The sequence below is a fragment of the Streptomyces sp. NPDC018029 genome, assembly GCF_044327655.1.
Lineage (GTDB): Bacteria > Actinomycetota > Actinomycetes > Streptomycetales > Streptomycetaceae > Streptomyces.
Genome location: NZ_JBIRFV010000005.1, coordinates 16,891 through 38,727, shown reverse-complemented (window position 1 = coordinate 38,727; position 21,837 = coordinate 16,891). Strand labels below are relative to the sequence as shown.

28 protein-coding genes are annotated in these 21,837 nt (G+C 69.2%); 20 read left to right on the top strand and 8 right to left on the bottom strand.

What is annotated here, in order from left to right; genetic code table 11:
- Positions 1-5 precede the first annotated feature (5 nt).
- The gene (locus ACH4D5_RS16430; protein ID WP_030784908.1) at positions 6-626 is read right to left on the bottom strand and encodes a DUF47 domain-containing protein; all 621 of its coding nucleotides are present in this window, start codon (positions 624-626) and stop codon (positions 6-8) included.
- 207 nt (positions 627-833) lie between these two features.
- Here ACH4D5_RS16430 and ACH4D5_RS16425 point away from each other — a divergent pair, with 207 nt between their 5' ends.
- Entirely contained in the window at positions 834-1,202 is a 369-nt protein-coding gene (locus ACH4D5_RS16425) for a metal-sensitive transcriptional regulator (RefSeq protein ID WP_398303720.1), read from the top strand.
- A 56-nt stretch (positions 1,203-1,258) separates the two neighbouring features.
- Here the strand turns inward: ACH4D5_RS16425 and ACH4D5_RS16420 are convergent, their stop codons facing one another.
- Together ACH4D5_RS16420 and ACH4D5_RS16415 are read right to left on the bottom strand one after the other, a co-directional pair.
- Entirely contained in the window at positions 1,259-1,456 is a 198-nt protein-coding gene (locus ACH4D5_RS16420; protein ID WP_398302731.1) for a hypothetical protein, read from the bottom strand.
- Positions 1,457-1,546: 90 nt separating this feature from the next.
- Positions 1,547-2,365 carry a hypothetical protein gene (locus ACH4D5_RS16415; RefSeq protein ID WP_398302729.1) on the bottom strand — a complete coding sequence of 273 codons (819 nt, stop codon included), beginning with the start codon at positions 2,363-2,365 and terminating at the stop codon, positions 1,547-1,549.
- A gap of 101 nt (positions 2,366-2,466) precedes the next feature.
- On the opposite strand from ACH4D5_RS16415, the gene ACH4D5_RS16410 reads away from it, so the two are divergent.
- The 3 genes from ACH4D5_RS16410 to ACH4D5_RS16400 all read left to right on the top strand — a co-directional run bounded on the left by ACH4D5_RS16410 (position 2,467) and on the right by ACH4D5_RS16400 (position 4,705).
- The gene (locus ACH4D5_RS16410) at positions 2,467-2,622 is read left to right on the top strand and encodes a hypothetical protein (protein WP_398302727.1); all 156 of its coding nucleotides are present in this window, start codon (positions 2,467-2,469) and stop codon (positions 2,620-2,622) included.
- Positions 2,623-2,691: 69 nt separating this feature from the next.
- Positions 2,692-4,290, top strand: a complete 1,599-nt coding sequence (locus ACH4D5_RS16405; protein ID WP_398302725.1) for an FAD-binding oxidoreductase — start codon at positions 2,692-2,694, stop codon at positions 4,288-4,290.
- A 139-nt stretch (positions 4,291-4,429) separates the two neighbouring features.
- Positions 4,430-4,705: a hypothetical protein gene (locus ACH4D5_RS16400; RefSeq protein ID WP_398302724.1), complete on the top strand. Its 276-nt coding sequence runs from the start codon at positions 4,430-4,432 to the stop codon at positions 4,703-4,705.
- Between the two features lie 26 nt (positions 4,706-4,731).
- Here ACH4D5_RS16400 and ACH4D5_RS16395 read toward each other — a convergent pair whose 3' ends face one another.
- Together ACH4D5_RS16395 and ACH4D5_RS16390 are read right to left on the bottom strand one after the other, a co-directional pair.
- Positions 4,732-5,451 (bottom strand): phosphatase PAP2 family protein, encoded by a 720-nt coding sequence (locus ACH4D5_RS16395; RefSeq protein WP_398302722.1) that lies wholly within the window; start codon positions 5,449-5,451, stop codon positions 4,732-4,734.
- A 247-nt stretch (positions 5,452-5,698) separates the two neighbouring features.
- Positions 5,699-6,709, bottom strand: a complete 1,011-nt coding sequence (locus tag ACH4D5_RS16390) for an NlpC/P60 family protein (protein ID WP_398303719.1) — start codon at positions 6,707-6,709, stop codon at positions 5,699-5,701.
- Positions 6,710-6,946: 237 nt separating this feature from the next.
- Here ACH4D5_RS16390 and ACH4D5_RS16385 point away from each other — a divergent pair, with 237 nt between their 5' ends.
- The 6 genes from ACH4D5_RS16385 (at position 6,947) to ACH4D5_RS16360 (ending at position 11,974) form a co-directional block, all read left to right on the top strand.
- Positions 6,947-7,609 (top strand): hypothetical protein, encoded by a 663-nt coding sequence (locus tag ACH4D5_RS16385; protein ID WP_398302720.1) that lies wholly within the window; start codon positions 6,947-6,949, stop codon positions 7,607-7,609.
- Positions 7,606-8,652, top strand: a complete 1,047-nt coding sequence (locus ACH4D5_RS16380; RefSeq protein ID WP_398302718.1) for a hypothetical protein — start codon at positions 7,606-7,608, stop codon at positions 8,650-8,652. Before ACH4D5_RS16385 ends, ACH4D5_RS16380 begins: the two co-directional genes overlap by 4 nt.
- Positions 8,653-8,690: 38 nt before the next feature.
- Complete coding sequence (locus ACH4D5_RS16375) at positions 8,691-9,014, top strand: hypothetical protein (protein WP_398302716.1); 324 nt, start codon at positions 8,691-8,693, stop codon at positions 9,012-9,014.
- A gap of 1 nt (position 9,015) precedes the next feature.
- Entirely contained in the window at positions 9,016-10,269 is a 1,254-nt protein-coding gene (locus tag ACH4D5_RS16370; protein ID WP_398302714.1) for an enoyl-CoA hydratase/isomerase family protein, read from the top strand.
- A gap of 77 nt (positions 10,270-10,346) precedes the next feature.
- Positions 10,347-11,261, top strand: coding sequence for a hypothetical protein (locus tag ACH4D5_RS16365; protein WP_398302712.1), 915 nt, complete (start codon positions 10,347-10,349; stop codon positions 11,259-11,261).
- 17 nt (positions 11,262-11,278) lie between these two features.
- Positions 11,279-11,974, top strand: a complete 696-nt coding sequence (locus ACH4D5_RS16360) for a hypothetical protein (protein WP_398302710.1) — start codon at positions 11,279-11,281, stop codon at positions 11,972-11,974.
- Here the strand turns inward: ACH4D5_RS16360 and ACH4D5_RS16355 are convergent.
- Positions 11,937-12,389 (bottom strand): ATP-binding protein, encoded by a 453-nt coding sequence (locus ACH4D5_RS16355; RefSeq protein ID WP_398302708.1) that lies wholly within the window; start codon positions 12,387-12,389, stop codon positions 11,937-11,939. The two genes, ACH4D5_RS16360 and ACH4D5_RS16355, sit on opposite strands and share 38 nt — an antisense overlap.
- A 195-nt stretch (positions 12,390-12,584) precedes the next feature.
- Here ACH4D5_RS16355 and ACH4D5_RS16350 point away from each other — a divergent pair, with 195 nt between their 5' ends.
- The 3 genes from ACH4D5_RS16350 to ACH4D5_RS16340 all read left to right on the top strand — a co-directional run bounded on the left by ACH4D5_RS16350 (position 12,585) and on the right by ACH4D5_RS16340 (position 13,974).
- Complete coding sequence (locus ACH4D5_RS16350; protein ID WP_398302707.1) at positions 12,585-13,436, top strand: helix-turn-helix transcriptional regulator; 852 nt, start codon at positions 12,585-12,587, stop codon at positions 13,434-13,436.
- A gap of 23 nt (positions 13,437-13,459) precedes the next feature.
- Entirely contained in the window at positions 13,460-13,648 is a 189-nt protein-coding gene (locus tag ACH4D5_RS16345) for a DUF397 domain-containing protein (protein ID WP_398302706.1), read from the top strand.
- A gap of 62 nt (positions 13,649-13,710) precedes the next feature.
- On the top strand, positions 13,711-13,974 hold the full coding sequence (locus ACH4D5_RS16340; protein WP_398302705.1) for a DUF397 domain-containing protein: 264 nt from the start codon (positions 13,711-13,713) through the stop codon (positions 13,972-13,974).
- 24 nt (positions 13,975-13,998) lie between these two features.
- On the opposite strand, the gene ACH4D5_RS16335 is transcribed toward ACH4D5_RS16340, so the two are convergent.
- A complete protein-coding gene (locus ACH4D5_RS16335) occupies positions 13,999-14,469 on the bottom strand; it encodes a GNAT family N-acetyltransferase (protein ID WP_398302704.1) in 471 nt (156 codons plus the stop codon).
- Positions 14,470-14,525: 56 nt separating this feature from the next.
- Here ACH4D5_RS16335 and ACH4D5_RS16330 point away from each other — a divergent pair, with 56 nt between their 5' ends.
- Positions 14,526-15,203, top strand: a complete 678-nt coding sequence (locus ACH4D5_RS16330) for a hypothetical protein (protein WP_398302702.1) — start codon at positions 14,526-14,528, stop codon at positions 15,201-15,203.
- A 225-nt stretch (positions 15,204-15,428) separates the two neighbouring features.
- Positions 15,429-16,118: a DUF4232 domain-containing protein gene (locus ACH4D5_RS16325; RefSeq protein WP_398302700.1), complete on the top strand. Its 690-nt coding sequence runs from the start codon at positions 15,429-15,431 to the stop codon at positions 16,116-16,118.
- Positions 16,119-16,170: 52 nt separating this feature from the next.
- On the opposite strand, the gene ACH4D5_RS16320 is transcribed toward ACH4D5_RS16325, so the two are convergent.
- A complete protein-coding gene (locus ACH4D5_RS16320) occupies positions 16,171-16,809 on the bottom strand; it encodes an NADPH-dependent F420 reductase (RefSeq protein ID WP_398302698.1) in 639 nt (212 codons plus the stop codon).
- 165 nt (positions 16,810-16,974) lie between these two features.
- On the opposite strand from ACH4D5_RS16320, the gene ACH4D5_RS16315 reads away from it, so the two are divergent.
- From ACH4D5_RS16315 to ACH4D5_RS16295, 5 genes are all read left to right on the top strand, one after another.
- Positions 16,975-17,352: a hypothetical protein gene (locus tag ACH4D5_RS16315; protein ID WP_398302696.1), complete on the top strand. Its 378-nt coding sequence runs from the start codon at positions 16,975-16,977 to the stop codon at positions 17,350-17,352.
- Positions 17,349-18,578, top strand: coding sequence for a PspA/IM30 family protein (locus tag ACH4D5_RS16310; protein WP_398302694.1), 1,230 nt, complete (start codon positions 17,349-17,351; stop codon positions 18,576-18,578). The genes ACH4D5_RS16315 and ACH4D5_RS16310 overlap by 4 nt, the downstream gene beginning before the upstream one ends.
- 27 nt (positions 18,579-18,605) lie before the next feature.
- Positions 18,606-19,292 carry a hypothetical protein gene (locus ACH4D5_RS16305; RefSeq protein ID WP_398302693.1) on the top strand — a complete coding sequence of 229 codons (687 nt, stop codon included), beginning with the start codon at positions 18,606-18,608 and terminating at the stop codon, positions 19,290-19,292.
- On the top strand, positions 19,289-20,011 hold the full coding sequence (locus ACH4D5_RS16300; RefSeq protein ID WP_398302691.1) for a hypothetical protein: 723 nt from the start codon (positions 19,289-19,291) through the stop codon (positions 20,009-20,011). Before ACH4D5_RS16305 ends, ACH4D5_RS16300 begins: the two co-directional genes overlap by 4 nt.
- Before the next feature lie 230 nt (positions 20,012-20,241).
- Positions 20,242-21,786 (top strand): hypothetical protein, encoded by a 1,545-nt coding sequence (locus ACH4D5_RS16295; RefSeq protein ID WP_398302689.1) that lies wholly within the window; start codon positions 20,242-20,244, stop codon positions 21,784-21,786.
- Positions 21,787-21,837: the final 51 nt, after the last annotated feature.

Genomic DNA, 21,837 nt, shown 5'->3' with positions numbered 1-21,837 from the left:
AGGCCTCAGGACTCCTTGACCGCGATGGTCTCCACAGTGTTCGCCACGTGCTCGAAGGCGTCGGCGGCCTCTTCGAGGACGTCGACGATCTGCTTGAGCTTCAGCACCTCGATGGCGTCGTACTTGCCGTTGAAGAGCTGCGCGAGGAGCTTGCGGTGGATCTGGTCGGCCTGGTTCTCCAGGCGGTTGACCTCGATCCAGTACTCGGTGAGGTTCTCCATGGTCCGCAGGTTCGGCATGGCCTCCGCGGTGAGCTCGGCGGCCCGCGAAAGAACCTCGATCTGCTGCTCGACGCCCTTGGGAAGCTCCTCGACCTGGTACAGGACGACCAGGTCGACGGCCTCCTCCATGAAGTCCATGATGTCGTCGAGGGACGACGCGAGGTTGTAGATGTCCTCGCGGTCGAACGGCGTGATGAACGAGGAGTTCAGCTGGTGGAAGATCGCATGCGTCGCGTCGTCTCCCGCGTGTTCCGCGGCCCGCATACGCTCTGCGATCTCGGCTCGCGCGGAAGAGTCCGCTCCGAGCAGTTCCATGAGGAGCTTCGAGCCCGTGACGATGTTGTCCGCGGATGCGGCGAACATGTCGTAGAAGCTCGTCTCCCTGGGGGTCAGACGAAAGCGCACGTGGGGTCCTCGGGGTGCTTTGGATGCGGTCAGGCTGATGCTAGGCGCATCATCCGGCCACGGCTAACCGGCCGCCCCCCAGTGTCGCCCATCAGGCACAGTGATCAGCACACCCCCCGGGAAATCGGCTATCCTATACCCACCGGGGGTATACGGATCGGGTATATGGATCCCCCGACCGGAACCACCGAGCACAAGGAGGACGCGATGACGACCACCGAGGCGGCCGACGCGGCCGTGCCGACCCCGGGGGCGCCCGAAGCGCCCTCCGGCCACGAGGACCACGAGCACGGAGTGCACGGGTACCACAAGCAGAAGGACGAACACCTCAAGCGCCTGCGCCGCATCGAGGGCCAGATCCGCGGCCTGCAGCGCATGGTCGAGGAGGACGTCTACTGCATCGACATACTCACGCAGGTCTCGGCGAGCACGAAGGCCCTGCAGTCCTTCGCGCTCCAGCTCCTGGAGGAGCACCTGCGGCACTGCGTCGCCGACGCGGCGGTCAAGGGCGGCCAGGAGATCGACGCGAAGGTCGAAGAGGCCACGAAGGCGATCGCACGCATGATGCGCACCTAGGCTCTGGCCGGCCCCGGCCGTCCGGCCCCGCGCCGCCGAGGGCCCTGTCGGGACCCTCAGCGGCGGGCGTCGTCGCCGGGGGCCCTGCCGCCCTCCCGCACGTCGGTGACGTTCAGGACCTCGTCGATCCGGTCGAAGCTCAGGCGCTCGGCCGCCGCGCTCGCCGCGATGATGAGTTCGCCGCACAGTTCGATCTCGGCGAGGGCGACGTGGTCCTGAACCGCCGTACCGCCACGCGTCGGAGCCACGTTCATCACCTCTTCCTGATGCCGACTTCCCAGGGTAGGGAGCGGTCCACGCACCGCGCATGGCACGGACGGACCATTTCCACCAGTCGTACGCGACTACTGCCCGGCAATCTTCCCGGCGAAGATGTCCTTGTCGGCCGGAAGTCGCACCTTCGCGGGTACCCCGAAGTCGTAGAGCAACGTGGTCGACGCCACGTTCGCCTCGGACACGGTGAACTGCTGCCGCAGCTTCCGCACCCGCCCGCTGTCGTCCAGATAGACGTCGAACGGCACGCCCCCCTTGCTGAACCCTTTCGCCGCCGCGACCCCCAGCGCACCGCGCTGACCTGCGGAGGCGGCCCGGGCCGCGGCGCGCAGGTCCGCGACACCGCGGTAGTGCCGCACCTCGGTCCCGCCGACCCTCTCCTGCCCCACGAACCCCACCTTCCGCGCCCCGCGCAGCAGTTCCGCCGCCGCGAGGGGGTCCGTGGCGCCGCCGGTCACGAGATTGCCGTCGGAGAGCGAACGTGTCTCGATCCGCACCCACTTGTCGGCGGGCACCCCGGCCCCGCGGTTCTTCATGTAGAGCGCGCCCGCGGTCATCAGCTCGGTGATGGGCCGGTGCTCGTCGGCTCCCGCGGGATCGGGCGGCAGCACCACCTCGAACCGCCCGAGCTGCCGCCGGTAGTCGTAGACGCCCTTGCCGCGGATGGTGACGCGCGTACCGCCGCTGGCCATCTCCATGGACGTGTTCGCCTTCGAACTGCCCGCCCTGACCAGCGCGTCGGCGGACCGCCGCACCACGTCGCCGGGATCGCCCGCGCCGCTGCCGTCGGCCGCGGCGCCGAGGTTCGAACACCCGGCGGTGACGGCCATCAGTCCCATCACGGCGACCACGGCGGCCGCTCCGCCCGTGCGCCTGTGCCGCAGCACCATCGCCTGTGTACCCCCAAGCGTTTCCGCGCCTGACCGTTCCCCCGTCGTTCCGATAACGACCAGTACGTTGACCCGTCACGCGAGGTCGGTACGGTGACCGCGTGGCCGATCAGCAAGACCCCGCACCCCACCGCACGACGACGGTCGAGAAGGGGAGGTTCGTCGCGGCGCACTGCACCTGCGGCTGGCGCGGTCCGGCCCGGCGGGCCCGCAGCAAGGCCCGCACGGACGGGGCCGAACACGAGGCGGCTCCCTGACAGCCCTTTCGTACGGAACCCAGGTGCCCCGCACACCGTCTCGTTCTCCGGGAAGCGACGGGAGGCGTCATGGAACGACGTACGTTCATCGGTACGACGGCGGCCACGCTGGCCGCCGCCACGGTCGCGGGCTGCAGCGGCGGCTCGGGCGGCGGGACGGGCGGCACGGCCTCCCGCAGCGGCAGCGGTGACGCCGCACGCGGCGCCGGCAACTCCGGCGGCACCCCCATCAGAACGTCCAGCGCCGCGGCCTCCGCCCCCGCCACCCTCAAGGCGCTCGCCCGCGACCTGGACGGCACCCTCGTCCAGCCCGGCGAGGCCAAGTGGGCGGCGGCCCGCCAGCTGTACAACACGCGCTACGACAACCTGAAGCCCACCGCGGTGGCGTACGTCGCGCACCCGGACGACATCCGTACCGCCCTCGCGTACGCCCGCGCGCACCGCACGCCGGTCGCGATACGCAACGGCGGCCACTCGTACGCGGGTTGGTCCTCCGGCAACGGACGGCTGATCATCGACGTGTCGAAGCTGAGCAAGATACGGGCGAGCGGCGGCACGGCCACCATCGGCGGGGGCGCCAAGCTCATCGATGTCTACCGCTCGCTCGCCGCGAAGGGCGTCACCATACCGGCGGGCTCCTGCCCGACCGTCGGCATCTCCGGTCTCACCCTCGGCGGCGGCCACGGCGTCGTCTCCCGGGCGTACGGCCTGACCTGTGACAGCCTCACCTCCGCGAAGATCGTCACGGCGGACGGCAAGGAGCTCACGGTCTCCAAGTCCGAGCACAAGGACCTGTTCTGGGCGCTGCGCGGCGCGGGCAACGGCAACTTCGGCATCGTCACCGAGCTCGGCTTCCGCACCCACGCCGCGCCCCAGGGCGTCTCCGCGTACATCACCTGGCCCTGGTCGAAGGCGGCGGCGGTCATCAAGGCCTGGCAGACGTGGGGCCCAGACCAGCCGGACGAGATCTGGTCGTCCGCCCATCTGGCGAACACCCCGGGCGGCACCCCGACCGTCTCCGTCGCCTGTTTCTCCCTCGGGACGTACGGCGAGCTGCAGAACGCCGTCGACCGCCTCGCCGACAAGATCGGCGCCCCCGCGCGCAGCGTCTCCCTCAAGCGGCGTACGTACGAGCAGGCGATGGAGGTGTACGCGGGCTGCTCGTCCTTCGCGACGGACGCCCAGTGCCACCTGCCCGGCACGACGCCGGGCCGCAGCCCGCAGGGCGCCCTCAACCGCGAGACGTACGCGGCGAGTTCCGACTTCTTCGACCGTTCCCTTTCGGCGGCGGGCATCCGCGCCCTGCTGTCGCAGATCGAGAACGTGACGGGCGCGAGCGCCGGCAGCATCGCGCTCACCGCGCTCGGCGGCGCGATCAACCGCGTCGACCCGACGGCGACAGCCTTCGTGCACCGCCGCTCGCGGATGCTGGCGCAGTACATCGCGTCGTGGCGCGCGGGGACATCGGGGACACCGGCACGCGCGTGGCTGAAAAAGGCGCACGGGGCGATGGGGCGGTACGCGTCCGGGGCGGCGTACCAGAACTACACGGACTCGACGCTGACGAACTGGCGCGAGGCGTATTACGGGGACGCGGCGCCGCGTCTGAAGAAGCTGAAGAAGCAGTACGACCCCGGGCGGTTCTTCGACTTCCCGCAGGCGCTGTAGCCCGCTGCGGGGGCGGGCGCCGGGTCCGCGGTCCGGGTCCATGGGCCGGGTCCGTGGGTCCGGGCCTGTTCCCACCCGTTCGGCCCCACCAGCGTGCCCTCAGGTGGCCCGCCTCGCCGGACGGCGCTGCGCTGGGGGAATGACCCCTCTGCGCAGCACCTCGCGAATATCCACCGTGACGGCGACGGCGGCGGCCACGCTGGTCCTCGTCCTGGCGGCCCCGGCCACGGCCACGGCCGCCACGCACCCCGTACAGCACACGCACGCCGTACAGCATCCCCCGCACGTCACGGCCGAGGACGAGCATCCCGAGGCGGGCCCGCTGGCACTGGCTTCCGCGGCCGTGGTCGGGGCGGCGGCGGGCGTCGGGGTCTGGCTCCTGCGCCGCCGGGCACGGGACACGGACGACAGCTGAGGACGCCCGTAGAAAACGAGTGAGCGCTACGCGGCGAGGTCCCGCTCGTCCGGGTCCGCCGAGGCGGCGCCCGAAGGCGACGCCGTCCCGTTCAGCGGCGCGGCGACGGGGCCGACTTTCCGGTCCCACACCAGCCGGCCCGCGCGCCCGGACGACCGCCCGATCATCTTGGCGAGCGGCGTGAGCAGCGCCATGGCGAGCGGCGAGAGGAGCAGGGCGACGGCGGTGCCGAGCGCGAAGCCGCCGACGACGTCGGTCGGGTAGTGCACGCCCATGAAGACGCGGCAGAAGCCTTCCAGGGCGGCGAGGCCGAGGCCGACGAGCCCGAACTTCCGGTTGGCGACGAAGAGTCCGGCGCCGACGGCCATGGCGAGCGTGGCGTGGTCGCTGACGAAGGAGTAGTCGTTCTTCCCGTCGACCAGGAGCTCGATGCCGCGGTGGTCGCGGAAGGGGCGCGGCCGCTCCACGAAGCTCCGGATGGGGATGTTGACCAGGACGGCGATGCCGGCGGCGAGCGGCGCCCAGACGACGGCGGCGACCGACGACGCGGCCTCGTCGAGCGTGCCGCGCTTGCGCTGGCCCCACCAGCACCACACCACGAGGAGGACGAGGGCGAGCAACAAGCCGTACTCCCCGACGAACGCCAGGGCGCTGTCGAACCAGGACGGGGTGTCCTTCGCGAGGCCGTTGATGTCGTAGAGCAGGCTGACATCGGGGTTCGACCCGGTTTCATCGAGTCCAGCCATGGCGCTGCGGCCCCTTGTCTTCTAGCCCATGGACGCACCTTTCTGTGCGCCCTTTCCATCAACCCCCGTTGTCGGTCCAGTCAAGGGAACGCCCGCTCCCCTGTCCTACGTTCCACCCTCCACCGAAAGATCACTCAGACGTTACCGAAGAGAGATACATCGCCGCAGCTCAGGGGAGTGTTCTGACGGAGGGTTCAAGCCACATCACGCCACGCGCACGCGCCCGCGTACCCCCGCGCGGGCGGCCTCAGACCTCTGACCGCTTGGCCGGCACGGCCTCGGCCCCGTCCTCGGTGACACGAGTCGCGCCAAAATAGTCCGGGGTGTCGATCGGGTCGAACCGAATCACCGCACCCGGGCGCGGGGCGTTGATCATGTACCCCCCACCCACATAGATCCCGACGTGCCGGATGGCCCGGGAATTGGTGAGGTCATCGGAGAAGAAGACCAGGTCGCCGGGGAGCAGCTCGTCCCGCTTGGGGTGCGGTCCGGCGTTGTACTGGTCGTTGGCGACGCGGGGCAGGGTGATGTCGACGGAGCGGTAGGCGGCGAGGGTGAGGCCGGAGCAGTCGAACCGGCCGCCCTGGTCGGCGGTGCCGTTGCCGCCCCACAGGTACGGGGTGCCGAGCTTCTTCTGCGCGTAGTAGATGGCCCCGGCGGCCTGCCGCGAGGGCTCGACGCGGCCCACGGGCCGGGCGAAGCTCTTCGACAGGTCAGTGATGGTCTTCACGTAGTTCTGGGTCTCGCGGTAGGGCGGCACGCCGCCGTACTTGATGACGGCGTACGCCCCCGCGTTGTACGCGGCGAGCATGTTCTTGGTCGGATCCCCCGGGGCGTCCTTCACATACTTCGCGAGCTTGCAGTCGTACGAGGCGGCGGACGGGATGGCGTCCTGCGGGTCCCAGACGTCCCGGTCCCCGTCCTTGTCCCCGTCGAGCCCGTGCGCGGCCCAGGTGCCGGGGATGAACTGCGCTATCCCGTGGGCGTTGGCCGGACTCTTGGCCCGCGGGTTGAACCCGCTCTCCTGATAGAGCTGCGCGGCGAGCAGCGCGGGGTTGATGGCCTTGCAGAGGTTGCCCCACTTCTGCACGAGGGGCTGATAGGTCGCGGGTACGGCGCCTTTGGCGAGCCCCACGGACCCGCCGCTCCCGCCGCTCGCGATGCTCCCGGCCGCCATGTACGTCCCGACGACGAGCAGCGCGATGAAACTCAGGGCACCACCGATCCCGACGGACGCGACGAGCCACGCCTTACGCACCGTCAACCACCCCTCACCCGCCGGTAGTCCACCGGCGCTCAGTGTAGAGGCCGCGTACGACATCGAGAGGGGTCACCGCACGATCACCGCACAGTCACCGCACATCGGAGAGGGATCACTGGCAGCCGTTATGAACCCATATAGAACACCATTCGACGAACCTCCCATTGGAGCCGACCAGCACTCCATCGATAGCTTGGTTCACTCCAGCGAACCCTCCCCCCTCAGGAGCCGACCGTGAACCGCCGCCCCGCCCTGCTCGCAGCCGCCGCCCTGACCACGGCAGCGGCCCTGACGCTCTCCGCCTGCGGAGGAGGCGACGGAGGGTCCAAGGACAGCGAGAAGATCGCGGGCGCGGACTCGGACACGCAGAGAGACAAATCCCCGTCCCCGAAGGCCTCGAAGGACGGGATCGACCGCCCGGAGATCAAGCTGCCGAAGGACGTGAAGAACGTCTTCGAGGGCGGGAAGACCGGGGATCCGAAGAAGGATGCGGTGCTTGCGGACAATGCGCGGTGGCTCGACGCCCTGATCGAGGCCACCGTCGTCGAGTCCGGCGATCACCCTGCGCTGAAGTTCTACGGGTCGGGCGACGCCCTGTTGTCGGCAGCGGACTACATCCAAGGGTTCCGAAAGAAGAACGCGAGCTTCGTCGGGACGATTCGGTACTACGACCGTCAGGTCACTTTCCTCAAGGACGGTGTCGCGGCGGTGACGTACTGCAAGGACGGCACCAAGACGTATCCCAAGGACTTGAAGACCGGCAAAGTGGACCGGTCGATCGAGGGCTCCGCGAGGGATTACGCATTCGTCAACTCTCGTGTGCAAAAGAATGACAAGGGTGTCTGGCAGACGGATTCGATCACGTCGATCACGGGGTCCAAGAAGTGCATCTCATGAGCGTGCGAACGAAGCAGTCGACCCGCTGGGTTGCCCCTGTCCTCGCCGCTGCTGTGGCTCTGATCCCTGGCACCGCGTACGCCGGAGGCGGCGACACGGTCGGCAATGGGGACGTCGGGAGCGAGCAGCAGTCCCAGGGCACCCGCCAGGGCAAGAACCTCGGCATCCAGACGAGGATCCAGACGAGGGTCGAAGGCAGCCCCCAGTCCGCGAAGACGGGCACGCTGACCCCCGCCAACAGCAACTGGGACCCGCCCGCCTGCTGGTACGAGCCCGCCTACACCCCGAAGCAGATCGAGGCCACGGTCAAGACGATCCGGAAGTTCAAGATGCTCGGGATCGGCGACCTCATCGGCGGGATCTTCGACTCGTACTTCAAGGACGGCAAGCCGTACAAGGACTACAACCTCGACAAGCAGGGCGAGGGGAAGTTCTGGGCGGCGGCCGTCGACGACAAGCGCAAGGACGAACCGGAGGCCAAGGCCTGTAACCGGATGCCGTTCTGGGTGAAGGACGGCGAGACCCCGAAGGAACCCCTCGCGGTGACGCCGAGGATCCTCGCCGAGTATGCGTACGGCCAGCTCCCCGTCCCGGACACCGAGGTCGAGATGGCGCCCGAGGGCGAGACGAAGGTCAACCTGCCCACGTGGGCGTGGCTGGACAAGGCCAGGTTCAAGAAGATCTCGGTCACCGCGACCCTGCCCGGGACGGGCCTCTCCGCGACGACGACCGCCAAGCCGGTCTCCCTGAAGATCGACCCGGGCACGTCGGACGCCGAGACGTACCCCTCCTCCGGCGAGTGCCCGATCGAGGACGGCCGCATCGGCACGCCCCGGGCCAAGGGCACCCCGGCGGACACGGACCCGCCGTGCGGCGTGCGGTACCTGCGGTCCTCGCGCGACGGCTCGTACGAGCTGAAGGCCACCCTCACCTGGGAGGTCAGCTGGACGAGCACGAACGGCCAGGGCGGCGGCCTGCCCCCCGGCGAGTTCGGCACGACGCAGGACGTCGTCGTACGCGAGATCCAGTCCGTCAACCGCTGACCGCGCCACGACCACGCACAGAAGGCTGGAACGACACCATGAGCGACCTCCGTCTCGACGGCACGGTCTTCGAGAGCCTCAAGAAGACGTTCTCCTCCGTCAGCGACCGCATGGACGCCGCCCGCCGGACCCTCAAGAACACGGACGGTTCGGTCGTCGGCACGGGCAAACTCGCCGAGGACGTCCAGGAATTCGCCGATGAATGGGGCTACGGCGTCAAGCAGCTCGGCAAGCACACCCAGGGTGCCGTCAAGATGATCGACAAGATCGACGAGGAGTTCAGCAAACTGGACCAGGCCCTCGCCGAATCACTCAAGACGGCGAAGAAGAAGTCCGCGGAGAAGAGGGGCGGGGGCCACTGACGTGGGAACCAAGCGACCCGCGTTCCCCCACATAGGCTGGGACCCCACGCCGGGCGACGTCGAGGACACCCGTGAGCTCGCGAAGAAGCTGGGCGGACTCGCATCGGAACTGGGCACCGCGGTGCGGGACCTGGAGCGGATCGAGTGCGGCGCCTGGAAGGGCAAGGCCGCGCTCGCCTTCACCGAGTACATAGGTGAGGACGTCACCCCGCTCATCCGCAAGAGCCACCAATCCTTCGACAAGGCATCGCGCGCCCTGCACCGCTGGGCGCGGGAACTCCAGGAATTCCAGAACGAGGCCGACCGCCTGGAGAAGAAGGCCGGCGAAAAACTGGACGCCCGTTCCGAGGCGAAGCCGAACAGCAAGGAGTCCGCGAAGGCGTCGGGCGACGTCGACGGAGTCATCGGTGACGTCCACGACCTGGAGGAGCGCTACGCCAAGGCCGCCGGGGCGATCAGCAAGGAACTCGACAAGGCGGGCGACATCGCGCCCGACGAGCCGGGTTTCTGGGACAAGCTCACCAAGGGCGTCAAGGAGGCGTGGGACGCCACAGGGGAGTGGCTCAAGGACCACGCCGACCTGATCAAACTCATAGGCGACCTGCTGAGCGACCTGACGGCCGTCCTGGGCCTCCTCGCCATCGTCACGCTCCCTTTCCCCCCTCTCGCGGCGGTCTTTGGCACAGCAGCGCTGATCACGAGCGGGCTGGCCCTGGGGGCGCATGGGCTCGCGAAGATGGGTGGGGCGGATGTGAGTTGGGCGCAGATGGGGCTGGATGCGGTGGGACTCATGCCGGGGATCGGGATGTTCGGCAAGGGGATCAAGGTAGTCGGTAAAGGCAAGGCAGCAACCACGGTCGCCAATCTCGGCAAGGGATTCAATTACACCAAGGTAGGTGAAGCAAAGATCTTGATGGCCTTCGGAAAAAACTCGCGGGGTCTCACTGGTGGCCTCGGCATGGGAGGGCTGGTGAAGATTGGCGGTAAGTCCAAGGAGGTCTACGAGGTCTCGCATGCCACCAGTGGACTTGCCTCCCGCATGGGTGGTCTCGCCGCCGCGGGCTATCACGAAGGCCAATGGCTCGGCTCCAAGGGGCTGAACCTGATACCCAAGGTGGACATCAACCCCATGGGCGCCGGTATCGCCATTGATGCGGGGCTCAAGATTTTCCCGAAGGTCACGAGCATCCATCAGCACGTGGGTGAAGCCCTCTTCCCCGGGGACCGCTTCGCCCAGTCGGCCTCCGGCGGCTGAGAACGGACAGCGCAGGAACAGAGTGAAAGCACCCGGCAACGGGTCCTGAGTCGCCTCAGAGGAAGAGCCGTACAGCCATGGACATCTGGCAGCCTGATCCTGGCGAGACACTCCTCGCCCGTACACCCGTCACGTTCGCCACAGGCGCGGCGACACGTGTCAAGGGCATGCGCTGGTTCCGGGACACCGAACGCCACGACATCCAGAGTGAACTGCCCGGCTGGCCCGAAGGGCCTGTGTACACGCCCCGTTCCTCTGGCGGCTCGCTCGCCCGCAAGGTGGGCAAGGGCGGGGTGATTGCTCTGGGGGCTGTCGTCATGGCCGCCCTCAGCGCTGCGGGCGGCAATCTGAGCGGCAGCTCTGCTGCCGACGCGGGTAAGGACAGCCCGGATGACCCTGCTGACGAGGTCGACGATTTCCCCGTCCTGTGGGCCTCCCCCGGCACCATCGCTCGTACGCTTCCCTGGCAGTTGGACCCAGGGCGCGTGAACGAGAAGCACTACCGTACGCACGCGATCGTCACCGACCGGCGCCTGGTCATCGTCGGCCTCGCTTTTTATGAGAAGGACCTCGAGCGCATTGAGGACGAAGTCCTCTGGGAGGTCCCACGACCCACGATCTGCGCAGTCCAACCTCGCGATTTCAAAGACGGTACGGACGTTCAGCTGACCTTCACCGACGGCTCGTGGTGCAGGCTGAGTTCCCTGTTTCGAAGGCAGTTCACTCGCTATCTGGCCTCGCCCCTCAATTTGGTCCCCCTGGGGTCACTGACGCAGGCACAGCGGATTGCCGTCGACAACTTCCTCTCCACCGCCGTCGCGCCCGATCTCTCGGAACCTTTCGTCACCCTCCGACCATGTGGCCACTACCGAGCCGAAGCTCTCGTGCCGAGCGAGCTCAACGCATTCTCCGGCACCAATAGTCGCGACTTGAGCATGAACGCCGACGGCACCGAGCTCGAGTACACCGACTATCACCCCGAAGACTTCTGACCCAGGACGCTCCCCCCATGACCTCCCCGACCAGCCTCCCGGCACTTCCGGCCGACGAACTCGACCCCCCGCCCCTCTGGTTCAACGTCCCCGAGGGCTTCCACGCCCTCCCCCTCGCCGCCACTCCGGAGGAGCGTGCCGCGCGGGCCCACGAGTTCGTACGCGGCCTCTACTCCCGCGGCGACGAACGCATCTGGGAACCCGCCGCCCCCTATTACGCAGGCCTCGCCGAGCTCATGGCGGACACCGGCGTCTCCTACTCCGCGATGGGGCTCTTCTCCACGGCGGAAGACGCCGACCAGGCAGAGGCCTCCGACGGCGTCGCCCAGTGCGCCCTCACCGTCGCAGCCGTGCCGACCGACCAGGCATCCGGCGACACCGAGACCGTCGCCCAGGGAATCCTCGCCCTCCTCTCCAGCACCCCGCACAACGACGCCCGCTGGCTGGACCTGCCCTGTGGCCCCGCAGTTTCCTGCGTCACCCTGACCGAGTACAAGCTGAACCCGGAGATCACGGCGACCGGCGAGCCGACGGAACTCCTCACCGGTCAGATACAGGTCCATGTCCCGTTCCCCACGGGCCCGTTCACCGCGGTCTTCACGCTCCACACCGCGTCCACGGACTACTGGACCGAGTTCTGCAACATGATGGTGGCCGTCCTCCAGACGGTCTCCTTCACCGAACCGACCCCGACCGAGGACACGGATCGCTGACCTCGGCCCACAACAGCTTCCCCGCGTCGGCCGGCCCCACGGCGTAAGCCCCCCATCTGTCCGCACAGGCCCGCACGAGGTGCAGTCCCCGACCGCTCTCCGCCATGTCCGGCGGCCGGTGCCCGGGCACGCGGTCCTCCGCGAAGGCGGATGGAATCCGCGGGTCCGAGTCCCACACGGACACGCGGATCCCCTCCGGGGAGGCGGACCCGAGGCGGAGGGCGTAGGGCCCGGCGGTGTGGCAGTGGGCGTTGCTGAGCAGCTCGCCCGCCAGCAGCTCGGCGGTGGGCGTCAGTTCCCCGAGCCCGTACGACGCGAGGACCGCGCGGAGGGTGGCGCGGGCGATTCCCGGGGCGCGGGGGTCGTGGGGGAGTTGGAGGGAGTAGGTCCAGTGCGGCGATACGGTGGCGTTCACGGAAGTCTCCGTTCGTGGCGACGAGTTGGATCCCGGTGACCAGGTCGCTCCGTCGAGCGGGGTGCTTCCGGGCGGGGTGGCCTGAGTCACACACTAGGCTCGCCGCAAAGGAACTTTGCGAGAATCCGAGAAAAGTAAGGCCGATTCCCTCGTGTGAGTGATGGCTCCAACGTGGCCCGTAAGAGGAGGAGTTGCATGACAGCGAGGCCAGCGCCGACGGCCCGCCGTATCCGCGTCGCGACTGAGCTGCGCAAACTCCGCGAGCGCGCGGGAATGACCTCCACCGAGGCGGCGAAACAGCTGGGCACGAGCTCGGGGCAGCTCAGCAACGTCGAGTCGGCCCGGTTCGGGGTGAGCCCCGATCGCGTACGGGCCATGGCCCGCCTGTACGCCTGCCCGGACCCGGCCTACGTCGACGCCCTCGTCGACATGGCAACGGACAGGACGCGGGGCTGGTGGGAGACGTACCGTGAGGTACTGCCGTCGGGGCTGCTCGACCTGGCCGAGCTGGAACACCACGCCACCGCCGTGCGCAGCGCGTACACCAGCCACATCCCGGGGCTGCTCCAGACCGCGGACCACGCCCGCGAGATCTTCCGGCACGTCATCCCGGCGCCCACCCCTCCCGACGTCGAGCACCGCGTCTCCCACCGCGTCAAGCGGCAAGACGTCATCTACCGAGCGGACCCGCTTCCCTACAGGACCGTCGTCCACGAGGCAGCCCTGCGCATGAAGGTCGGCGGCCGCGACGTGGCACGCGCCCAGCTCCAGCACCTGCTCGACATGAGCGAGCGCGACCACATCACGATCCGAGTGCTCCCGTTCGACGTCGGGGCCTTCCCTGGGTCGGGGCAGTCGATCAACTACCTGCACGGCGTGGTGCCGCTGCTCGACACGGCCCAACTGGACCAGTTCCACGGTCCCGTACTCCTGGACTCCGAGGCCCACCTCGGGAAGTACCGCCACCTGCTCGATGTTGTGGAGGACACCGCCCTCAGCCCGGCGAAGTCACGGGACCTGATCCACAGCATCGCCCAAGACCTGTGACAAGACCTGTGAAGGGAACCCCCATGCCCACGCACCAGTGGCAGACCTCCTCCTACTGCCAGGAAGGCGACGCCTGCGTGAACGTCGCCAGCGACCCGACCGGCACGGTCGAACTCACCGAGAGCAGCGACCCCAGGGGCGCGATACTCCGCACGACCCCCGAGGCCTTCGCCGCCCTTCTGCGGGACGCCAAGCGGGCGCGCGGGCGCTGAACGGCCCCGCCCGACGACCGAACTCCCCGCGCCCACGCCGGCCCCCACCCAGAGAAGCGGACATGACCGAGACACCCCGCCCCGAGATCCCCGCCGACCTCGACTGGATCCGCGCCGCCCCCGAGGACGAACAGGGCCCCGGCCCGTGGATCGAGATTGCCTTCGGCACGGACGACGCCGTCTACCTCCGGGAGACCAGTGACCCGGACAATGTCGTCACGACCACGCGGAAGAAGTGGGACGCCTTCGTACTCGGCGTACAGGCGGGCGAGTTCGACCACTTCGTAGAGGGCGTAGAAGGTGTAGAGGGCGGGACGGGTACCTGAGTCGCCCGTCCCTCCAGCCCCGCGCTACAGAGGCATCTCCCCGACGACCTCGCCCCCGCTCATCTCCCCCGTAGGACGAAACCCGAGCCCGAGATAGAACCCCTCCGGCCCGCCCTCCCCCTGCGTCCACGTCACGGTCGCCACCGACTCCCCCCGCCGCCGCAACTCCTCGCACACAGCCTCCACGGCGAACCGCCCGTACCCCCGCCCCTGCCGCCCCGCCGCCACGTTCAACCGCCAGAGCCCGGAGCGGCGGCGGTCGCCGGGCAGCTCCGGGTTGAACTGGACGCCGAGGAACGCCATGACGAAGCCCACCAAATCCTCCCCGTGGAAGATGAGCCTGGGCCAGGCGACATCCGGTGAGGCATAGGCCTCGGCCAGCGACTTGGCGACGGGGGAGACGAATTTCTCCTGGTCGGCTCGGACTTTGATCTGGACCGCGGCCTCGACGTTGTCGGGCGTGATCTTCTCCAGGCGGAGGCGGGACGTCGTCATCCGGGCACCCTAAACTCGGCCTGCCGACCCACTGTTACCACTGTTACCGTCCGCCCATGTCCGACACAGGAAACCCCGCCGACCGCGAACTCGCCGCCGTCACCGCCGAAGACGTCACCACCGCCGTACGTCTCGCCGTCTCCACCCTCCGCAGCGCCCCCGCCGACGCCGACTGGAGCGCCAAGGCGGGCGGGCTCGACTGGGACTGCTGGGAGACGGTCGAGCACCTCGCCGACGATCTCTTCGCGTACGCCGCCCAACTCGGCCCGGAGCAGCCGCCACTGGACACCGAGGTGCCCTTCCTCTGGTACCGCCGCAGGGACGGCGGCCCCTCCAACGTCACCTTCGCCGACCGCGAGGCCGGCGTCGCGGGCCTGCTGCAGGTCGTGGAGTCGTGCGGCGCTCTGCTCACCGGCATGGTCGCGACCACGCCGCCTACGGTCCGCGCCCACCACGGCTGGGGCGTCTCCGACCCGGAGGGCTTCGCCGCGATGGGCATCGTGGAGACGCTGGTGCACACGTACGACATCACGGGCGGACTCGGCATCCGCGACGCCTGGAACCCGCCCGCGGACCTCTGCGCCCGCGTCTTGAACCGCCTCTTCCCCGACGCCCCGACGGACGACACGGAGCCGTGGCCCACCCTCCTGTGGGCGACAGGCCGCAGTGACCTGCCGGGCCGCCCCCGACCGGCCAAGTGGCGCTGGTACAGCGCCCCGAAGAGCGAGCGCTGAGTTCCCGGTTCCGAGCGCGTGGCGTCCCATGACAGCGTTCCAGGGAACGGCCATTTCCGCAGGTCAGGGGCGCTGGGAGCGTTCCAGCGTCCCTGATCGTCCAGCGCTCCTTGCCCCACCCCGAGGGCAACCGCTTCGCTGTTCACCAGGCCGGACGACACGGCCTCGTACGGCCCAGGCCGCACCTCACACCACGCCTCCACACCACACCTCACGGGGACCCTCATGAAGCACAAGCACGCCACCAAGACGCTCCTCGCCGGCCTCGCGCTGATCAGCACCCTCGGCCTGAGCGCGTGCAACGGCGACGACACCGCCGGCTCGGGCACCGGACCCGCGGACTCCGCGTCCAGCGCCCCGTCGGGCGGCGGCTCGGACCAGGGCACCGGTGGCGGCAGTAGCGGCGGCAATGGAAGCGGTGGCAACGGCGGCGGCGAAGGCGAGGGCACCGCGGCCGGCACCGGTTCCGGCGCGAACGGCAAGGCCGGGATCTGCCGCAGCGACGAGCTGGAGGTGTCCGCCGTCGACAACTCCACCGACAAGACGGAAGGTGTCGTCACCGTCGTGTTCAAGAACGGCGGCGGCCGCGACTGCACCATCAACGGCTACGCGGGCGTCGACCTGAAGACGGCGTCGGGAGACACGCTGTCGGTGAGCCGCAACGGCGAGAAGGCCAACCCCTCGGTCATCAAGGACGGCGAGTCCGCCGCCTTCAACATCACGTTCCCGGCCAACAACAGCGGCGGCTCCGGCGTGCGCATCGCCAAGATCCTGGTGACGCCGCCGAACGAGACGAAGACCGTCACCATCTCCTGGCCCGCCGGTTCCCTCCCGGTGGACAACCCGGACGCCCCGTCCGGCGCGAAGCTGTCCATCAGCCCGGTCGGCAAGGTCAGCGACTCCCCGGCGGGCTGACCCGCCCCGCTCGACACCGCGTCTACGAGGCCGCCCGCTCCCAGGCCGCCTGCTACGAGGCCGCTCGCTGCGGTACGACCCTGATCCCGAACTCGTACGACCCGATCGCCCGGGCCACGCCCATGAACAGCAGCGCGAAGTGTTCCTGCCCGCGCGCGGTCCCGATGCCTCCCAGGTCCAACTGGGAGGCATCGGGCCATCCCAGGTCGGCGAGGAGCCCCTTCGTCGTCGCCTTGGCGGCGTCGTCGTCGCCCGACAGGAAGATCGTGGCGGGCCCCTCCAGGCTCTCCGGGGCCGTCATCACGACGGAGTCCACGGTGGCGAGCGTCTTGACCACCCGCACTTCCGGGAACGCCGCCTGGATCTTCTCGCCGAGGCTGTAGTTGGGGTCCGAGAGGTCCATGTTCTCGGTGAAGCCGACGCCGATGTCGACCAGCACCTTCCCGGCGAGATCGGCCGCGTCGATCTCCCTGAGCACGTCCACGGACGCGGTGCCGGGCGTGGCGTTGACCACCACCTCACCGTGCGCGCCCGCCTCACCGACCCCGACGACCGTGAACCCCTTCAGCTCGTCCGCCTCCCGCCGCTCCTCCGGCGAGCGGGACCCCAGTACGACGTCGTGCCCCGCCTTGCTCCAGCCGGCCCCCAGCGCACGGGCCACATGTCCGGTCCCCACAAGTCCGATTCTCATGCCCAGGACGCTAAGCGCCCGTGCCCGGCGAGGGCATCGGTCCCGGGCTCCACTCCGCATGGACCCACCGACGTAGTCCAAAAGCCCGGGCAACGCTCGGCTCCTGCTGCTTCACGCGTGTGAATCCTGCCGAAGTCCCTTTCCCCGTCTGCCTCTGGCGTCACGATGGACGTCGAGCCCGGGACGACAGGGGACCGACCGAAGGCGGGGACAGCAGTGGCCGAGAAGCTCAGAGTCGACGCGGTCGAACTCGAACAGTTCATGAAGCTGCTCGACGGGTCCGTCACGTCGTTGAAGGGCCTGCGCGGCGCCCTGGCCGACGCGACGGTCGGCGGGCTGGGGACGGACGAGCTCGACAAGGCCTGTGAGGACTTCCAGGAGGACTGGAAATACGGCGCGGAGCAGATCGGTGAACAGACGGAGGATCTCTCCAAAATCATCGAGCAGAACAAGAACGCCTTCATGGAAGTCGAAAAGGCGCTGACGAAAGCCATGAACAAGGCCGGGAAGACCAGGGACGACATCGTGGAGATCCCGAAGTGACGAGCGCCGCGAACTACCCGGACCTCGGCTTCGACCCCACCCCCGGCGACTGCGACACCGTAAAGGACTTACACAAGAAGCTGACCGGCTGCGTCACCGTCCTCCGTGACACCCGCAAGGTGGTCACCAAGCTGATGGACGGCAGTTACTGGGAAGGGGACGCGGCGGTTGCGTTCCGCGAGGCCATCGACGAGGGACCCCTCTCCTTGAACCTCAAGAACGCCGCCCACTCCATCGAAAAGGCCGCAAAGCAGCTGGAGCGCTGGGAACGCGACCTCGACGACTTCCAGCGCCGCGCGAGGGAGCTGAACGGGAAGGCCAAGGACGCCCGGGAGGCCCTGAAGGCGGCGAAGGGACACGCCGAGACCGCCGGCGCCGACCCCGACCTGGACAAGAAGGGCAAGCATCAGGACGACGCGAAGAAGGCCCTGAAGCTCGCCGACGGAAAGGTCGAGGACGCACAGGCAGAGCTCGACCGGATTCTGGGCAGAGCGCGGAGTCTCCAGAGCGAGCACGAGCAGCGGTCGAAGTACCGCGCGGAAAAGATCCGCGACGCGACGGACAAGCTGGCACCGCATGAGCCGGGCTGGTTCGAGAAGGCGTGCGAGTGGGTCAAGGAGAATCTGCCGGACATTCTCAGTGCGGTGGCCGGGGTTCTCGCTTTGGCAGCGATCATCGCCACCGGTCCGTTGGGGCTCGGGGTGGCGGCTGCGCTGATGCTGGCGGCGTCGGCCACGAGCGGTGTGGCGCTGGGACTCCGGTTCTCGGAGCCGACCGTGCGGGCGTCCTTGTGGGACGGGTTCACCAAGGGCGAGTTCGACTCCGACTTCTTCGGTAATCTCGTTTCGGTCGGAGCCGACGCCGTAGGAGTGGTGCCCGGACTCGGGGCCGTCGTGAAGGGTGGTCGCACTGCCACTCAGGCGGTGCGGGCAGGAACTGAGACCTTGAATCTCGGGCAGAAGCTGGCCACCTACGGCACACACACCCTGGATGCGGGCAAGGACATCGCCCAGCTGGGAAACCCTTTGATCAATGCATTCGTCACCAGCGACGTGGCAGCTACCAACGTGGCCGCCACTTCAGGAGCTCTCGGTGCGGGGACCGCCGGCTACGGACTCATCGACGATGACGAAGGCAGGGCCGAGGCATCGACCAAGGTTGACGGAGGGCGTCTACTGCTCGACGTGCCGGGCATTCCGACCATCGCACGTTTCGCCTTCTCTTAACCCTTCCCTGGAGAAAGAAGCGCCCCCATGAACCCTGCCGACCACCCCACTGCGTGGCAGCATCCGCCGACCCGTCGTGCCTGGTTCCTGCTCATGGTCAAGAACGTGGCCGGACTCATCGGGTGGATCGGCGTCTGGATCGCCCTCCTCGGGCTCTCCACCGAGAGTGACTGGGTGCTATGGATCTTTATCCCTTACACCATCTACGGCAGTTGGCGACTGTTCGTCCAGGTATTCGGCTACTTCCCCATCGCCGTGCGCAAGCTCCGCGTCTTGCGCACCTATCCGTGGCAGGTGCTCCAAGGAGTTCCGCACGGCCTGGACACCTATCCCGATATTCAGGGTGATCAGTACGGTTGGTTCGAGTTCCCCAACCCCGCCCACCCCGAGCAGCAACTCCCACTCGTCATCTCCAACCACCTCAGGGTGGGCTGGTGGCACCGCCGGATGGCGCCCCGCGCCAAGCAGGAGCTGAAGGCCCAGATCGAGACGATCTGGTTCGCCGGTGACCCCCGCATGATCGGCATCCTCGCCGCGCCGACACCGAGCGGTCAGGCGCCCCGCCGCTTCAAGCTCCTCAGGCAGCGTCTTGCCGGCGCCGAGCACGCCCTCACCACCGAGTGGGGTGCCACCCCCGAGGACGTGCACCTCGGCCGTCAGGCCGGATTCGCCCCCTACGTCGACCCGCGCAGGCCGAAGGCGAAGACCCTGTGACCATCAGGTTCATTCTCGACGAGTCGGCGCACAACCCTGAAGCCGACATGTGGTTCGCCCAGCCCGAGGGCTTCACCACGATCCCCTTCCGTACGTTGCTGAATCCGCCGGGCTCCCCGGGAGCCGAGGCTCTGCGCGAGGCACTCGCCCCTGTCCTGGACTCCCTCAACGACGACCTCGCCCGCCAGCGGTTCCTGGCTCACCTCGGGCAGGGGCAGCACCTGCTGGCCGCTCTGGCCGAGGTAGGCACCACCCGGTGCGCGATCGGCCTGCACCGCGACGACATCTCCGCCCCCGGCGAGGGCAGCGAGGCCGGTGGCGGGTTTCTGTTCTCCCTCTTCACCGTGTCGTGGCGGGACATCGCCCCCGCCACCCCCGCCGTCACCGCCGCCCGGGCCGTCGCGGGTGCCGAGGGCCACACGCACATCGAGTATTTCGAACTGCCCTGCGGCCCGGCGTCCTTCAGCGAGACCGTCCGCACCCCGAACGCCGACTCCGGCCTCCCCCAAGACCCCGTGCTCCAGGTCTTCGCCCATCTCCCGCACCCGGACGGCAAGCGCCTGGTGGTACTGACGCTCGGCACCACCGCCGTACGTCGGCGCGCCGAGTACCGGAGCCTGCTCCACCAGATCGCCGAGAACGTCAGCTTCGAGGACCCCCTCCTCGAAATGAAGGCGCTCGCCGAAGCGGACGGTGGCAGTCGGCCCCCGCGCGGTTGACGGGTGTCCGACTTTCCCCGACCGTGAGGGAATTGGGCGTAATACATCGCCCTGCATGCGGCGGCTGGGGGGAGCCGAAGATGCAACCTGGGGATCAGTACGACGCGGTACCGGGCGACGACGGTGGAGTGGCCGGCACCCCGCGCGGGGGCTCGGAGGGAGCGCCGCCGGGAGGGCAGTTCGGGCCGCCACCCGCGATCCCACCGCCGCCACCCCCGCCACCCCCGCCCATGGCCCCGCCACCCCCCGCAGCCCCACCCACCACGAATCCACCGCCACCCCCCAACCCCCTCCACCCCCTCTCCACAGCCCTCCTCAACCTCAGCGGTCTCGGTCTCGGGTACGTCCTGTTGCGGCGGTGGCTGCCAGCCGCGGTCTGCTGGGCCGCGACCGGCGTGCTGCTGTTCGTGGCGCTGCCCGCCGACGTGGACGGCGTCCCCGGCGCCGTCGTGATCGGGTACGTGGTCTTCCTGGTGATCGTGGCGGTCGACGGGGCGCGTCGTGCGGTGCGCGAAGGCGCCGCCGGGTACGGCAGGAGGCCACTGCGGGCGCCCCTCGCCCTCGGGCTGGGCGTCGTCCTGCTGGCCGTACCCGCCGGTGGCGCCTTCGCGTACGAGGCCGCGCACGACGAGGCGGTCGAGGAGATGCTGCTCGACCGCCTCGACAGCGCCGACCGCATCGTCGCGGGCCTCGACGGCCGCCCCTTCGGCGGCGCGACGGAGGAGCAGTACAGGAGAGCCCTCGGGATCTATCGCGGTCTCGCCGAGGACCACGGGGGATCGCGGGCCGCGGACCGCCTGCCCGACAGCCTCGACGCGTACTACAAATCCGTCGCCGCCCCCTACGCCGCCGAGCGGTACTGCGACGCCGTAACCCCGCTCAAGCACCTGCGGACCGTCCCCGGCACCCTCGGCGCCGCCGGCAAGGACCGTCTCGGGTCCCTCGCCGGCTGGCCCGACGACCGCCTCGCCACCTCGCTGTACGAGTGCGGGGCCGCCGCGCTCGGCAAGGCCGAAGCGAACGACCCGCTGAGCGAACTCCTTCGTACGTTCCCCGAGTCGGACCAAGCCGCGAAGGTCGAGCCCGCCCTGCGCGCCGCCATCGACACCCGGTCGGCCGCGCTCAAGGGAGCCGACCCCTGCGCCGACGTCGTCGCGCTCCGCGCCCTCGGTGCGACCGCCGACGCCCTGCCCGGCGACGAGGTCGACGCCGGGCCGCTGCGCGCCGCCACCGACCGCGCCGTGGAACGCGGCGTCTACGCCTGCGGTGTGGACGAGTTCAAGGACGCCGACTTCGCGCAGGCCGCCAAGACCCTGAACGACTTCGCCCGGCAGTACCCCGGCAACGCCAAGCGGGACCGCGCCAAGGACATCGCCGTCCGCGCGGAGATCGCCGCCGAGCGCCCGAGCGCGGGCCGCGGCCTCCCCCCGGCCCGCTCATCCGGCGGCGGCGGCACGGTCGAGCTGGTCGTCGCCAACCTCGGCCCCGGCGATCTCGAAGTCCTCTACACCGGACCCACCACCGGCACCGTCAAGCTCAAGGACTGCCCGTCGTGCCGCGTCTACGCCACCAAGTCCCAGGGCGACGCCGCCTGCCGGGCCGGCGTCGGGAAGTACCCCAAGACCACGCTCCGGCTGCCCGCAGGCGAGTACCACTTCCTCTACAAGCGGGCCACCGTACGCAATCGAGCCGACGGTGCGAAGCTCAGCACCGCCTACCGCTACACCGACTGCTCCTTCGTGACCCGCGGCACCGCCGGGCTCGGGCTTACTTAACACCTGGTCAGGGGCACGCCGGGCCGTCATTGCCCGGCGTCGTACCGCGTG